General features: G+C 58.7%; 15 protein-coding genes. 11 read left to right on the forward strand and 4 right to left on the reverse strand.

Features of this window, described 5'->3' with window-relative positions; all coding sequences use genetic code 11:
• Positions 1–51: 51 nt before the first annotated feature.
• From BN874_RS08960 to BN874_RS08970, 3 genes are read left to right on the forward strand one after another with little or no spacing between them, the layout of a single operon-like run.
• Complete coding sequence (locus BN874_RS08960) at positions 52–759, forward strand: glycosyltransferase family 2 protein (protein ID WP_034432191.1); 708 nt, start codon at positions 52–54, stop codon at positions 757–759.
• A gap of 10 nt (positions 760–769) precedes the next feature.
• Positions 770–1,162 (forward strand): DUF2304 domain-containing protein, encoded by a 393-nt coding sequence (locus BN874_RS08965; protein WP_034432193.1) that lies wholly within the window; start codon positions 770–772, stop codon positions 1,160–1,162.
• A gap of 11 nt (positions 1,163–1,173) precedes the next feature.
• The gene (locus tag BN874_RS08970; RefSeq protein ID WP_034432195.1) at positions 1,174–2,340 is read left to right on the forward strand and encodes a glycosyltransferase; all 1,167 of its coding nucleotides are present in this window, start codon (positions 1,174–1,176) and stop codon (positions 2,338–2,340) included.
• Between the two features lie 16 nt (positions 2,341–2,356).
• Here the strand turns inward: BN874_RS08970 and BN874_RS08975 are convergent, their stop codons facing one another.
• Positions 2,357–3,097, reverse strand: a complete 741-nt coding sequence (locus tag BN874_RS08975; RefSeq protein ID WP_034432198.1) for an SDR family NAD(P)-dependent oxidoreductase — start codon at positions 3,095–3,097, stop codon at positions 2,357–2,359.
• 121 nt (positions 3,098–3,218) lie between these two features.
• Between BN874_RS08975 and BN874_RS08980 the strand changes: the two genes are divergently transcribed.
• Positions 3,219–3,641, forward strand: coding sequence for a nuclear transport factor 2 family protein (locus BN874_RS08980; protein WP_034432200.1), 423 nt, complete (start codon positions 3,219–3,221; stop codon positions 3,639–3,641).
• 11 nt (positions 3,642–3,652) lie between these two features.
• Complete coding sequence (locus BN874_RS08985) at positions 3,653–4,909, forward strand: NAD(P)/FAD-dependent oxidoreductase (protein WP_034432202.1); 1,257 nt, start codon at positions 3,653–3,655, stop codon at positions 4,907–4,909.
• Between the two features lie 181 nt (positions 4,910–5,090).
• On the opposite strand, the gene BN874_RS08990 is transcribed toward BN874_RS08985, so the two are convergent.
• Positions 5,091–5,585 (reverse strand): PIN domain-containing protein, encoded by a 495-nt coding sequence (locus tag BN874_RS08990; protein WP_034432204.1) that lies wholly within the window; start codon positions 5,583–5,585, stop codon positions 5,091–5,093.
• Positions 5,578–5,832 carry a UPF0175 family protein gene (locus tag BN874_RS08995; RefSeq protein ID WP_034432206.1) on the reverse strand — a complete coding sequence of 85 codons (255 nt, stop codon included), beginning with the start codon at positions 5,830–5,832 and terminating at the stop codon, positions 5,578–5,580. The genes BN874_RS08990 and BN874_RS08995 overlap by 8 nt, the downstream gene beginning before the upstream one ends.
• Positions 5,833–6,111: 279 nt before the next feature.
• On the opposite strand from BN874_RS08995, the gene BN874_RS09000 reads away from it, so the two are divergent.
• From BN874_RS09000 to BN874_RS23440, 3 genes are all read left to right on the forward strand, one after another.
• Complete coding sequence (locus tag BN874_RS09000; protein ID WP_081756260.1) at positions 6,112–6,876, forward strand: DUF1365 domain-containing protein; 765 nt, start codon at positions 6,112–6,114, stop codon at positions 6,874–6,876.
• A gap of 4 nt (positions 6,877–6,880) precedes the next feature.
• A complete protein-coding gene (locus tag BN874_RS09005) occupies positions 6,881–8,167 on the forward strand; it encodes an SAM-dependent methyltransferase (protein ID WP_034432212.1) in 1,287 nt (428 codons plus the stop codon).
• A 146-nt stretch (positions 8,168–8,313) separates the two neighbouring features.
• Positions 8,314–8,877 (forward strand): DUF2878 domain-containing protein, encoded by a 564-nt coding sequence (locus tag BN874_RS23440; RefSeq protein WP_034432215.1) that lies wholly within the window; start codon positions 8,314–8,316, stop codon positions 8,875–8,877.
• Here BN874_RS23440 and BN874_RS09015 read toward each other — a convergent pair.
• Positions 8,789–9,127 carry a DUF1475 family protein gene (locus BN874_RS09015; protein ID WP_051497622.1) on the reverse strand — a complete coding sequence of 113 codons (339 nt, stop codon included), beginning with the start codon at positions 9,125–9,127 and terminating at the stop codon, positions 8,789–8,791. The two genes, BN874_RS23440 and BN874_RS09015, sit on opposite strands and share 89 nt — an antisense overlap.
• 147 nt (positions 9,128–9,274) lie before the next feature.
• Here BN874_RS09015 and BN874_RS09020 point away from each other — a divergent pair, with 147 nt between their 5' ends.
• The 3 genes from BN874_RS09020 (at position 9,275) to BN874_RS09030 (ending at position 12,468) form a co-directional block, all read left to right on the forward strand.
• Complete coding sequence (locus tag BN874_RS09020; protein ID WP_051497638.1) at positions 9,275–10,063, forward strand: DUF1295 domain-containing protein; 789 nt, start codon at positions 9,275–9,277, stop codon at positions 10,061–10,063.
• The gene (locus BN874_RS09025; protein ID WP_051497623.1) at positions 10,063–11,100 is read left to right on the forward strand and encodes an SAM-dependent methyltransferase; all 1,038 of its coding nucleotides are present in this window, start codon (positions 10,063–10,065) and stop codon (positions 11,098–11,100) included. Before BN874_RS09020 ends, BN874_RS09025 begins: the two co-directional genes overlap by 1 nt.
• 468 nt (positions 11,101–11,568) lie before the next feature.
• Entirely contained in the window at positions 11,569–12,468 is a 900-nt protein-coding gene (locus BN874_RS09030; RefSeq protein WP_034432221.1) for an NAD(+) kinase, read from the forward strand.
• Positions 12,469–12,475: the final 7 nt, after the last annotated feature.

Below are 12,475 nucleotides of genomic sequence, written 5' to 3' on the forward strand. Positions count from 1 at the left end.
CAAAATTAAATTTAACTATCAACGAGTTACTGATAGCGCAGTAACCGATCCATGCCTCTATCCAGAAATACTCTCGTTCTGATCCCGGCCCATAACGAACAAGCCACCGTCGGCGCTATCGTCGACCAGGTGCGGCGACTTTGGCACTGCCCGGTGGTGGTGATTGACGATTGCAGTAGCGACGCCACTGCTCTGGTGGCCCGCCATGCCGGGGCCACCGTACTCCCGCTGACGTTGCAACTCGGTGCTTGGGGGGCGATCCAGACCGGATTACGTTACGCCCTGCGCCAAGGCTATCGCACGGCGGTGACTCTCGACGCCGACGGCCAGCACGAACCCGAAGACATGGGCACGCTGTTTCAACCCTTGGCGGTCGGGGCAGCCGATGTCGTCATCGGCGCATTCCCCGAACGTGCCAGCCGCGCCCGACAATTCGCCTGGGCCTACTTCCGCTGGCTCACCGGCCTGAAACTGGAAGACATCACCTCCGGCTTTCGCGCTTACAATCATGCGGCCATGAGTGTGCTTGCCTCCCGCGAAGCCAGCCTGCTTGATTATCAGGATGTCGGGGTGTTGCTGATTTTGCGCCGCAAGGGCTTGCGCACCGTCGAGGTGCCGGTGGCGATGCAGCCGCGCACCCTGGGTGCCTCCAAGGTGTTTCGCTCCTGGTGGGTGGTGGGAAAGTATATGCTGCAAACCAGCCTGCTCTGCATCGCCCGGGTCGGCTATAACCATCTACCGCCTGCTGACGAAGACTAATATCCCACTGATGATCACTTACCAAATCACCTCGATGGCTATCGGGATCAGCCTCGCCGCCATCATCCTGTTGCTGGTCCGGCGCGATCACCTGCACGGACCCTATGCCATCTGGTGGATCGGCGCAGCGGCTACCGTTGCGGTACTCGGCCTGTTTCCACGGCTGTTTGACCGGTTGGCGGTGATACTGGGGGTCAGTTATCCACCGATTTTAGCCATCGTGCTGGGGTTCGGCCTGCTGCTGGTCAAGATTCTGACCATGGACGTGGAACGCTCCCGGCAGGAACGGCTGATTCGCCGCTTGACGCAGCGGCTGGCGATGCTGGAAGCGCAAGCGCCCGCAACACTGGATCCCGCCGGTTCTCCACCGCTGTCCGGTTCCAAACCCCCGGACGCAACCTGAGTCCGGTCGTCATGCGCGTCCTGCACCTTGGTAAATACTACCCACCCTTCGCCGGCGGGATGGAAAATTTCATGGCCGATCTGCTGCCGGCCCTCCATACCCAAGGTGTCACAGTGGCGGCGCTGGTGCATGACGAGCAGCCGCGTCGGGCTGGTCTGCTTCCTGTGTCGGGTAGTGTTCTCCCGATCTACCGTGCGCCTTGCTATGGTCGGCTGCTGTATGCCCCGGTCAGTCCCGCGTTCCCCTTCTGGCTGGCGCGGGCGATCCGCGAGTTCCAGCCCGACTTGTTGCATTTGCACCTGCCGAATACCTCAGCCTTCTGGGCGCTGGCGGTTCCCGCCGCCCGTCGGCTACCGTGGGTGATTCACTGGCACGCCGATGTAGTCGCCACCCCACTGGATCGTGGACTGGGCCTCGCCTACCGCCTGTATCGGCCACTGGAACAACGGCTGCTCGCCATCAGCCAGGCGGTGATCGTGACATCGCCGCCCTATCTGGACGCCAGCACTGCCTTGGCTCCTTGGCGCGAACGCTGCCACGTTATTCCGCTTGGCCTTGATCCCAGCCGCGTTGCCGATCCCGAACCGGCAGCACGCGCACGCGCAGCAGCGCAGTGGGGTGATGCCGATTTTCGGGTGTTGGCGATTGGACGGATGACCTATTACAAGGGTCACGACGTGTTAATTCGGGCTACCGCTGAACTGGGAGGGCATAGCCGGGCGCTGATTGCAGGCGCTGGTGAACAGCGGCAACGGCTGGAGGCGTTGATCCAGTCCCTCGGATTGACCGACCGGGTTCGGTTGCTGGGCTTTCAGGACGATGCTGACCTCAACACCTTGTGGTCCAGTTGCGACGTGCTCTGTCTGCCATCCCTGGATCGCGCCGAAGCGTTTGGAGTGGTGCTGCTGGAAGCGATGCGGTTTGGCAAGCCGGTGATCGTCAGTGATATTCCCGGATCGGGAACCGGCTGGGTGGTGAGGCAGGCGGGACATGGGCTGTTGGTTCCGCCCAACGATCCGGTGAAACTGGCGGCGGCGCTGCGGGAGTTGCATCGCGATCCGGCCCAACGCCAATCTCTCGGCACGGCAGGCGCAGCCGCATTACGGAAGCGGTTTGGCATCGGGCCGGTGGCCGAAACAGTGGCCGGGCTATACCGGCGCTTGTTAGATCGGGCATAGCCGCTATTCGCGCTGGCTACTTCACCAGCGGCCTTATGCTGGAAAAACCGCCGTCCATCGCCCACACCTGCCCGGTGATCCAGCCGGCTTTGTCGGACAACAGCCATGCCATCAGCCGCGCTAAATCCACCGGATCGCCGATACCGGGCAGCGGATATTGCCGGGCAGCTCCGGCACGACTGGCTTCACTGCCGATGATCCGCGCCACCGCCGGCGTATCCATAATGCCGGGCGCGACTGCGTTGATCCGAATGCGCGACGGCGCATAGGTGGCCGCCGCTGAACGTACCAAACCCTCGACTCCCGCTTTGGCGATGGCTATCGCTTCGTGATTGGCAACCCCGATCCGGGCGACCACCGATGACACCAGTACCGCCGCGCCCGGCTCCCGTGCCTGTCGCAGCCCTTCTACGAATGCGCTCAGCATGAAGAAAGCGCTGTCGAGATTGGCACGCAGACAGCTTCGATACAGTTCAGGCGTAGTCCGGTGTAGCGGCGATAACAAGGTGGTCCCGGCGCAATGCGCCAACGCCGTCGGTAAACCGATTTCTCGCTGACACTGCTCCAACGCAAACTGCGCCCCTTCCGGGGTGGACACATCGGCCTCAATGCACAAGGCATCTGCCCCGTAAATCGCTTGCAACCGTTCCAGACTCCGGCCCACCAGCGCCACGGTCCAGCCTTCCCGGCGCAATTCCGCAGCCAACGCTTGCCCCACTCCACCACTGGCTCCGGTCAATAATGCAATCGCTGCCATGCTGTTGTCCTCGGTTGTAGTTATTAACTTATTGAATATACCTTGTACAAATTCTAGCAGTGATGTACAAATTATGTCTAATATTTTCAGACAAGCTGCCCGTACACAGGAGGACAAACCGATGTCGGGATCACTGGATCATTTCAAGACTGTATTCAATCAATTAAACGCCAGCACCTTAAACTTGCTGGAGGAGATTTACACGCCCGAGGTGGTTTTCCGCGATCCGGTGCATGAACTCAATGGTCTGCCGGCACTGCGCGACTACTACGGTCGGCTGTATCAAGGGGTGGTGTCGTGCCGGTTTGAGTTCGAGAGCGAGGTAAACGACGGCTCGCAGGCCATGCTGGTGTGGATCATGCGCTTCCAGCACCGCCGGTTCCGGCGCGGCGAAATGCTGGATTTGCGCGGCGTCAGCCATCTCAAGTTCAGCGCCGACGGCAAAGTGCTTTATCACCATGATTATTTCGATATGGGCGCGTTTATTTATGAACGGGTGCATCTGCTAGGTAGCGTGATTCGCATGATTAAAAACCGCCTTTAGAGGGATTTCTCATGAAAATCGCCATTATTGGCACGGGCATCAGCGGGCTGACCGCCGCTTGGCAACTGCATCGCGAACACGATCTCACCTTGTTCGAGGCCAACGACTACATCGGCGGCCATACCCATACTGTAGACGTGGATGTACAGGGCCAGTACTACGCGGTGGATACCGGCTTCATCGTATTCAACGACTGGACGTATCCCAACTTTATCCATCTGCTGGAGCAACTGGGCGTGGCTTCGCAGCCAACGCTAATGAGTTTCAGCGTCCGTTGCGAGCGGACCGGGCTGGAATACAACGGCGAGAATCTCAACACCCTGTTCGCCCAGCGTCGCAACCTGTTCCGGCCCTCGTTTCACCGGATGATCCGCGACATCCTGCGGTTTAATCGCGAAGCGCCGGCGCTGTTGGAGGTGAACGACCACAGTGCGATCAGTCTCAACGCTTATCTGCGGGAACGGGCCTACAGTCGGGAATTCACCGAACAGTACATTCTGCCGATGGCAGCGGCGATCTGGTCGGCAGAACCGGCGCTGATGAGTGAAATGCCGGCGCGGTTCTTTGTCCAGTTCTTCAAAAATCACGGTCTGTTGAGCGTCAGCGACCGACCGCAATGGCGTGTCATTCAGGGTGGATCGCGCAACTACGTCGAACACCTGACCGCGCCGTTCCGCGACCGCATCCGCCTGAACTGCCCGGTGGAGTGGGTGCGCCGCACTCCGAACCAGGTCCAAATCAAGCCGAAACACGGCCCGCTGGAACACTTTGATGAAGTGGTGTTCGCCACCCACAGTGATCAGGCGTTGCGCCTGCTGGCTGACTCGACCGTGAAGGAGCGGGAGATTCTTGGTGCGATTCCCTATCAGGAAAATGAAGCGGTGCTGCATACCGATATTCGACTGCTGCCGCGCCGAAAATTAGCCTGGGCGGCCTGGAATTATCATCTGCCGCTGCAATCGCAAAACCGGGTGGCGGTGACTTATGACATGAACCTTCTCCAAGGCTTGGATGCGCCGGAGATCTTTTGCCTCACGCTCAATCGCAGCGAGGCGATTGACCCGGCGCGGATTCTCTACCGCACGACTTATCATCATCCGGTGTTCACCGAGGCCGGAGTCCGGGCGCAGGCCCGCCGCGATGAAATCAGCGGGGTTAACCGCACCTGGTATTGCGGCGCTTATTGGAGCTACGGCTTCCACGAGGATGGAGTGAACAGTGGGCTGGTGGTCGGGCAGGGTTTGCTGGAACGGCGGGCGGCGGCGTGAGCAGGCTACCGATACTGAGAGGCAGCGTAAAACGGCTTGTTGTAGAGCAATTTTACCCAGCCGTTTGTTTGACCGGTCTGGGCTTTAGCCGGCGTCGTCGGCGGGCCTGATTGTCAGCATTTCTGAAGCAGTTGAAACGGTGGCCTGCGGGTCGCCGTTTTTGTTGGCGGTGTTGGCAAGTCTAATCGGGGTCTTCTGCCGCTTCGCAAGCAGCGTCGATGACCGAATCAGCAAGAAAGTAGCCAGCCGCCTTGAGTTGATAAAGCATCGGGCGGAGATCGCCGACTAATCCACGCCGTCTCGCTTCTGCCAGCAGACCCGCCGTACCCTTGACCGGCAAGCCATAAATCTGGTGTGCGATACGACGACCACGCCGTTCGTCAATGATCACCGTGCAAGGCAGCAAGGTGCGGGCGAGCGCGATGACGGATGCTTCTCCCGGATCGAGTTCCGCCACCAGCAGAGGGTCTGGCTCCGGCCCTTGGCGAATATGCGCCACCCATTGTGGCGCACTCAGGTCAGCCGCGCCGGGACGGCCCAGTCCGGCGATGATGACTTCTGCATAAACCGGGGCGGGAATCCAGAATTCCCGAAACAGCGCGGGCAGCAGATCCAACCTTTCCAGCAGCGACAGAGCGACCAAAGGTCCAGCATTGATGACGGTGCGCTTATTCATCCCAGGAAAACTCACCCTCCATCTCATCAGCTGTCAGGTTGACGACCGGGGTTCCAGCACGACTGGCGGCCAGCAGGAACTCGACTCGTCCCATGCCGCAGATGCGTCCCGCTTTGCCCGACGAAACCCGACCCAGCTCAAAGAGCTTTAAGGCCAGCAGAAAACGGGCTTCGGTGATAAACAACTCGGGCGGATCAGCAGGTGTTGGCAAGGCATCGGCTGGAATTTCCAAGAGTATGGCGTTCATAGTGATATCCGTTGATGCTCATGGGCCAAGTGCTGACCAGCGTGAATCTTGGCTAGACGCATAAGATATTCAATCTGGAGATAGTGTTTCTTCAGGTAGAACTTGAGCATATCGGTCATCCTCGCAGTGGACAGGATCAGTTTATCAGGCTTGATGCGATGTACCATTGGCAGGTTTACACAAAGTTTTGAATAGGTCTTGTACACGGACCAACAATGATGTAAAAGTTATGTACAATATTTTTAGACAAATTTCTTGCGCCCGGAGGAGGAAATCCGTTTGCACAGTTCCCTCTATGTGGGTCATGTCGCTCACCGGCGCTTTTCCCCACGCCCGCACCAGTTCCGCTACAAGCTGTTCATGGTCTACCTCGATCTGGCGGAACTAGACACGGTGTTCAAAGGCCGCTGGCTGTGGTCGGCGAGCCGACCGGCGCTGGCCTGGTTCCGCCGCCGCGATCATTTCGGCGATCCCAACCTGCCATTGGATGCCTATGTACGCGATCTGGCGGAAAAGCAAACCGGCCGTCGTCCGCAAGGGCCGATTCGGCTGCTGACGCATTTGCGCTATTTCGGCTACTGCATCAACCCGATCAGCGTCTACTACTGCTTCACTCCTGACGGTGCGCAGATTGATACGCTGGTTGCCGAAGTCACCAACACCCCATGGGGCGAGCGCATCGGTTACGTGCTCGACGTGGCCGGGCAAACTGGCGGCAAGCAGCAGGCCGAATTTCAGAAAGCGATGCATGTTTCGCCGTTCCTGCCGATGGACTTGCGCTACGGCTGGCATTCCACCGCGCCGGGGCCGCATCTGGCGGTGCATCTGGACGTGTTCAAGGGCCAGTCCCGCCTGCTCGACGCCACTCTCAGCTTGCGTCGCCAACCCCTTGGAGGTCGGAGCATGGCGGGGGTACTGATTCGCTTCCCATGGATGACTTTGAAAGTGATCGCGGCTATTTATTGGGAAGCGGTGCGACTACTGTGGAAACGCATTCCGCTATTCCCGCCGCCTCCGACACCCGGCAACCCTGCGGAGAATTAAACTCATGCAGCAAGAATCCATTTTGTCGTCCCCTCTCGGTTTGTCACCCGCTCCAACCCCCTCCCGCCGGGCTGACCGCTGGCTGCGCCGTGCAGTGTTTCAGCGGTTGCAAAAGCTGATCCACGGCTGCGTGACGGTTGCCGATACCGATGGCAACCATGCCTTCGGCCAAGTGAGTGCGAGCTGTCCGCTCCGCGCTACCGTCACCATCCATGATCCGAATGCGTATCAGCGGCTGGCCTTGCGCGGCAGCATCGGCGTCGGCGAGGGTTACATGGCCGGCGAGTGGTCCTGCGATGATTTACCCGCGCTAGTGCGAATTTTTGTGCTGAATCAGGACGCGCTGTCAGAACTAGAGAAGGGTCTGACCCGGCTGATGATGCCGCTGTTTCGGCTGTGGTACGCCCGCCGCGACAACAACCGGGGGGGCAGTCGCGCCAATATCGCCGCCCATTACGATCTCGGTAATGAATTCTACCGGCTGTTCCTCGACGATACCCTGATGTATTCCGCAGCGATCTTCCCGACGCCGGACACCGGATTACGGGAAGCGTCCGTCGCAAAGATGGACCGTGTTTGCCGCAAACTGGAATTGAATCCGGGCGATCATCTGCTGGAAATTGGCGCTGGCTGGGGCGGGTTTGCCCTGTACGCCGCGCAACACTACGGTTGCCGGGTTACCACCACCACCATTTCCCAAGAACAATATCAACTGGCTTGCAACCGGGTACGGGAGGCGGGGCTGGAGGAACGGGTCACGGTGTTGTGTCAGGATTATCGCGACCTGCACGGTAGTTTCGACAAGCTGGTGTCCATCGAGATGATCGAAGCCGTCGGAGAACGGCATCTCAACACCTATTTCCGTACCTGCGCCCAATTGCTCAAGCCGCACGGCATGATGTTGTTGCAGGCAATTACCGTCGCCGATCAAAAGTACGCGCAATACCGGAACGAAGTGGATTTCATCCGGCATTACATCTTCCCCGGCGGTTTCCTGCCGTCACTGACTGCCATTGCCGAAACGCTGGGTCGGGTGACGGATCTGCGCGTCTTCCATCTGGAAGACATCGGCGCTCACTACGCCACTACGCTCAGCCATTGGCGGGAGCGGTTCCTGGGCAATCTGGATCGGGTGCGGGCGCTCGGGTTCCCGGACACCTTTATCCGCATGTGGGAATACTATCTGTGCTATTGCGAAGGCGGTTTCCGCGAGCGGGCGATTGGCACCGTGCAACTGCTGCTGACCAAACCACAGTGCCGGCGCGAACCGTTGACCCCGGTGCTGGTTTGAAGCGAAATTCCCCAATCCTCTATCAGATTCAAGATTCAAGCGGGTAATTGACGGAAAATCGAGGGTGGCAGCGGCCTTCAGGCCGTGATGTTCGCGGGCTAAAACCCGCTCCTGCGGCTAGGTCGAAAACCGATAGGTAGCAAGCCATGTTTCTGAATTTCATCGCGTTCCAAATCGGCTGGTTTGCCTGTGTGCTGGGTGGAGCGCACGGCTGGCCCTGGCTCGGCGTAGGGGTCACTGCCGCTATCATCGCGCTGCATCTCTACCGGGCGGCACGACCATCAACAGAAGCAGTATTGATAGTGCTAAGTGGCCTGCTGGGCTTTATCGCTGATTCGTTGCTAACCGGAATGGGGCTGCTGCAATTTCCATCCGGGCAGCTTCATCGGCACTTCGCTCCCTACTGGATGGTGGCGATGTGGATGGCGTTCGCTACCACCTGCAATGTCTCGCTGCGCTGGTTGAAACCCCGGTTGGGACTGGCGGCGCTGCTGGGCGCAGTGGCGGGACCACTGGCCTACTATGGTGGGGCAAAGCTGGGCGGGGTGTCGTTCGCTGAACCCCTCGCCAGTTTGATCGCGGTGGCCGGGGTATGGACGCTGGCAATGCCACTCTTATTGATTATCGCCGCTCGCTGGGACGGGATGGCAGAAACAGATCGGACAAACGCTGCGCCTGGCAAGTCCGCGATAGCAGATAAGCCAGTGTAACCACGTTGCCAAGAATGAACAGCGCTGCGATCCATGCCGCCGCCCGCCACCGATTCGGTTCCACCAATGCTAGCCAGACCGCGATGAACAGCAGACCCACACTGAGATCCAGCAGGGTGACGATGCCCCAAGGATTGGCGATGACATAGCGCAAGCCCGCCAGTACGTTGCTCTGGTTGCTGGCGATCAGAATGGCGGCGACGAGCAGGCCCAACAGAATCCCGCAAACGATAATAGTGGTGCGCAGCATGAACATTCTCCGAACAACAATGATGTTCCAACAAGACCACACCCGCGTGGGTAAGTGCGTTCGGTGGGTATTCGTTCAACTTTCACCGCCAGCCCTTTTCCTGGATACGGGAGGGGAGAGTGAATGGTTTTGTCGGAGGGTATTGCCATGACCGGTCTCGAACTGTTCCTGGCCGGTTGGGCGACGGCGGCGCTGCTGATGGCGCTGGCCTGGGCAGTGCAATGGCGTACTCAGGATGCCGGAGTGGTGGATGTCACTTGGGCGGCGGGATTGGGAGTGTTGGCGCTGGGCTATGCCCTGCTGGCGAACGGTGATCCGTTGCGGCGAATTCTGGTAGCGATCATGGCGGGCGGCTGGTCATTCCGATTGGCGGCTTACCTCCTGATCAATCGGGTGATCGGCAAGTCGGAAGACGGTCGCTATCAACGGCTGCGTGCGCATTGGCACGAACGCCTGCAACTCAAATTTTTCGGCTTCTTTCAGGCACAGGCGCTGCTCACCGCCGTATTCGCCGTACCCTTCCTCGTGGTCACCATGATTCTGGAACGACCTCCGTTACTCGCAGTCTTCGCCGTCGCACTCATCTGGCTGCTGGCAGTGGGCGGCGAGACGCTGGCTGACCGGCAACTGGCGGCATGGCGGGCGGATTCTGCCCACCGTGGCCGCACCTGCCGGGCTGGACTGTGGCGCTATTCCCGCCATCCCAACTATTTTTTCGAGTGGCTGCACTGGTGGTGCTATCCGCTGCTGGCCTGGGGGTCGCCGGCGCTTTGGCTGACTCTGATCGGCCCGGCACTGATGCTGTACACCCTGCTCAAAGTGACGGGCATTCCCTACACCGAACAACAGGCATTGGCCAGTCGCGGCGATGATTACCGCGCCTACCAGTGCAGTACCAGCGCGTTTATTCCCTGGTTTCCAAAACGGGAGGTTTGATGCTCAATATCGCCATTGATCTGATGGAGCGGGGTTATGTTCCCGACGGGTTAATTCGGATCGGCATCCGTCGCTTGCTGGCCCAGCGGTTGCGCGCCGAAGAGGCCCGTGATGAGCAGGTTCGCGCCGCAGCGCTGGAAAAATTCATCGTGGAACTGCGCGCCAGCCCCATTGCTTTGCATACCACGGCGGCCAATGCCCAGCATTACGAACTGCCCGCTGGCTTTTTCCAAAAGACGCTGGGGCCACGGTTGAAATACAGTTCCTGCTGGTGGCCGGAAGAGGTGAGAGATCTGGAAACCGCTGAAGCGGCCATGCTGGCACTTTCCTGCGAGCGGGCCGAACTGGGCTTTGATCAGGATATTCTGGAACTGGGCTGTGGCTGGGGTTCGCTGACGCTGTGGATGGCGGAGTTCTATCCCGACTCACGGATCGTGGCGGTCTCCAACTCCCATTCTCAAAGGGAATTTATTGAAGCGCAATGTCAGCAACGTAGATTGGAGAATGTTCAGGTCGTCACCGCCGATATCAATGATTTTTGTACCGACCGACGCTTTGATCGGGTAGTGTCGGTGGAGATGTTCGAACACATGCGCAATTATCAGGCACTGATGGCACGAATCCAGAGGTGGCTAAAACCGGGCGGCAAGCTGTTCGTCCATCTCTTTACTCATCGCCTGTTGGCTTATCCCTTCGAGACCGAGGGCGACGATAACTGGATGGGGCGCTATTTCTTCACCGGTGGATTGATGCCTTCGCGTGATTTATTGCCGCGTTTTCAGGATGATTTGCAGTTGCAAGAGCAATGGCACTTTAACGGACGCCATTATCAGCGCACTTTAGAAACGTGGCTGATCAATCAGGATCGCTATCGCGGCGAGATTATGCCGATCTTCAGTGAAACCTACGGCACTGAAAACGCTGAACGCTGGTTCCAGCGCTGGCGGGTATTCTTCATGGCGTGCGCGGAACTGTTCGGCTATCGGTGCGGCGAGGAATGGGGCGTATCGCACTATCGGTTTGGCAACCGGGGATGAGGGCTTCTATCTTTGATTCTCTTGGTCGCGAGTGGGTTTTTTAATGCCTCTATGTGGCTTTTTATTTCCATATCCAAGGTTAAAACCACCGGCTTTAGCCGGTCAGCTTTCAGCTACGACTCTCCAAGCGAGATCAGATACTCTCTAAATGGGGCTTGGCTTGGTGTTGCAACTTATTGTTACAACAGGATGTTCTTAAAGCGCTTGGCGCATTGATTGGGTGGACTTTCAGAGGTTGTACAGCGAGGCGGACCCACTTGGGCGTAAACCTGACGGGCACCTTCCAGACCAAGGGTAATCCACCTCACACCGGTGGGATACGTTGGTAGTTACCAATCACCTTGAAAGGGCTGGCTACAGTTGCATCACTTTGAATCACACCCCCCTCAGAGTGTCAAGTTGTCAGGCGCTTGGCGCGGTTTACCCTAAAATGGTAACTTGATCGCACTCATCCACTCGTACCGAACGATGTCTACTCTGGCTTTTCATACCATCGGCCTTATCGGCAAGTTTGGCGATCCCAATGTTGCGGATACGCTGAACCAAATCGCCCTCCACCTGCATCAGCGTCAGTTGCGGGTGCTGCTTGATGAAAGCTCGGCCCGGCTGATCCCGGATAACGGTCTGGAAATCGCCAGCCGCGCCGCCATCGGTGAGCAGTGCGATTTGGCTATCGTCATGGGCGGCGACGGCACCATGCTCAACGCTGCCCGCTCGCTAGTGGATTACCAGGTGCCGATCCTGGGCGTCAATCTGGGTCGGCTCGGTTTTTTAGCCGATGTTTCGCCCGGCGAAATCCCCCACAGTCTGGATGCAGTGCTGAACGGTCAATTTCGTGAGGCCCGCCGCTCGTTGCTCCACGCCGAGGTGGTGCATGAGGATCAGGTGACCAGCGAGGCTGACGCGCTTAACGATGTCGTGGTCCACAAGCGCGAAGTAGCCCGGATGATCGAGGTAGACACCTTTCTCGACGGGCGCTTTCTCAACGCCTATCGCGCCGACGGTCTGATCATTTCCACTCCGACCGGTTCGACCGCCTACGCTCTGGCTGGCGGCGGGCCAATCATCCATCCGGCGCTGGAAGCGGTGGTGCTGGTGCCGATCTGCCCGCACACCCTTTCACATCGCCCGATTGTGGTCAAAGCCGACAGCGTGATCGAAGTGGTGTTAAATGCCGCCAACACCACCCAAACCCAAGTGACTTGCGATGGTCAGATCAGCTTGGCACTCGAACCGGGTGACCGCATCGTGATCCGCAAAAAAGATCGCAAAGTGCGACTGATTCATCCCGTCAACCACGATTATTTCAAGTTGCTGCGGGCCAAGCTGAGTTGGGGCCTCAGCCCGGAAGCTTCACCGTTCACCTGATGATCCG

Origin of the sequence: Candidatus Contendobacter odensis Run_B_J11 (assembly GCF_000531125.1) — a bacterium.
GTDB classification, from domain to species: Bacteria; Pseudomonadota; Gammaproteobacteria; order Competibacterales; family Competibacteraceae; genus Contendibacter; species Contendibacter odensensis.

What these genes read in the sequence shown, in the direction of transcription:
- BN874_RS09025 (WP_051497623.1), top strand. Translation starts at nt 10,063, where the DNA reads ATGCTCAATATCGCCATTGATCTGATGGAGCGGGGTTATGTTCCCGAC.
- BN874_RS08970 (WP_034432195.1), top strand. Translation starts at nt 1,174, where the DNA reads ATGCGCGTCCTGCACCTTGGTAAATACTACCCACCCTTCGCCGGCGGG.
- BN874_RS08980 (WP_034432200.1), top strand. Translation starts at nt 3,219, where the DNA reads ATGTCGGGATCACTGGATCATTTCAAGACTGTATTCAATCAATTAAAC.
- BN874_RS09015 (WP_051497622.1), bottom strand. Translation starts at nt 9,127, where the DNA reads ATGCTGCGCACCACTATTATCGTTTGCGGGATTCTGTTGGGCCTGCTC.
- BN874_RS08960 (WP_034432191.1), top strand. Translation starts at nt 52, where the DNA reads ATGCCTCTATCCAGAAATACTCTCGTTCTGATCCCGGCCCATAACGAA.
- BN874_RS09030 (WP_034432221.1), top strand. Translation starts at nt 11,569, where the DNA reads ATGTCTACTCTGGCTTTTCATACCATCGGCCTTATCGGCAAGTTTGGC.
- BN874_RS08985 (WP_034432202.1), top strand. Translation starts at nt 3,653, where the DNA reads ATGAAAATCGCCATTATTGGCACGGGCATCAGCGGGCTGACCGCCGCT.
- BN874_RS08995 (WP_034432206.1), bottom strand. Translation starts at nt 5,832, where the DNA reads ATGAACGCCATACTCTTGGAAATTCCAGCCGATGCCTTGCCAACACCT.
- BN874_RS09020 (WP_051497638.1), top strand. Translation starts at nt 9,275, where the DNA reads ATGACCGGTCTCGAACTGTTCCTGGCCGGTTGGGCGACGGCGGCGCTG.
- BN874_RS23440 (WP_034432215.1), top strand. Translation starts at nt 8,314, where the DNA reads ATGTTTCTGAATTTCATCGCGTTCCAAATCGGCTGGTTTGCCTGTGTG.
- BN874_RS08990 (WP_034432204.1), bottom strand. Translation starts at nt 5,585, where the DNA reads ATGAATAAGCGCACCGTCATCAATGCTGGACCTTTGGTCGCTCTGTCG.
- BN874_RS08965 (WP_034432193.1), top strand. Translation starts at nt 770, where the DNA reads ATGATCACTTACCAAATCACCTCGATGGCTATCGGGATCAGCCTCGCC.
- BN874_RS09005 (WP_034432212.1), top strand. Translation starts at nt 6,881, where the DNA reads ATGCAGCAAGAATCCATTTTGTCGTCCCCTCTCGGTTTGTCACCCGCT.
- BN874_RS08975 (WP_034432198.1), bottom strand. Translation starts at nt 3,097, where the DNA reads ATGGCAGCGATTGCATTATTGACCGGAGCCAGTGGTGGAGTGGGGCAA.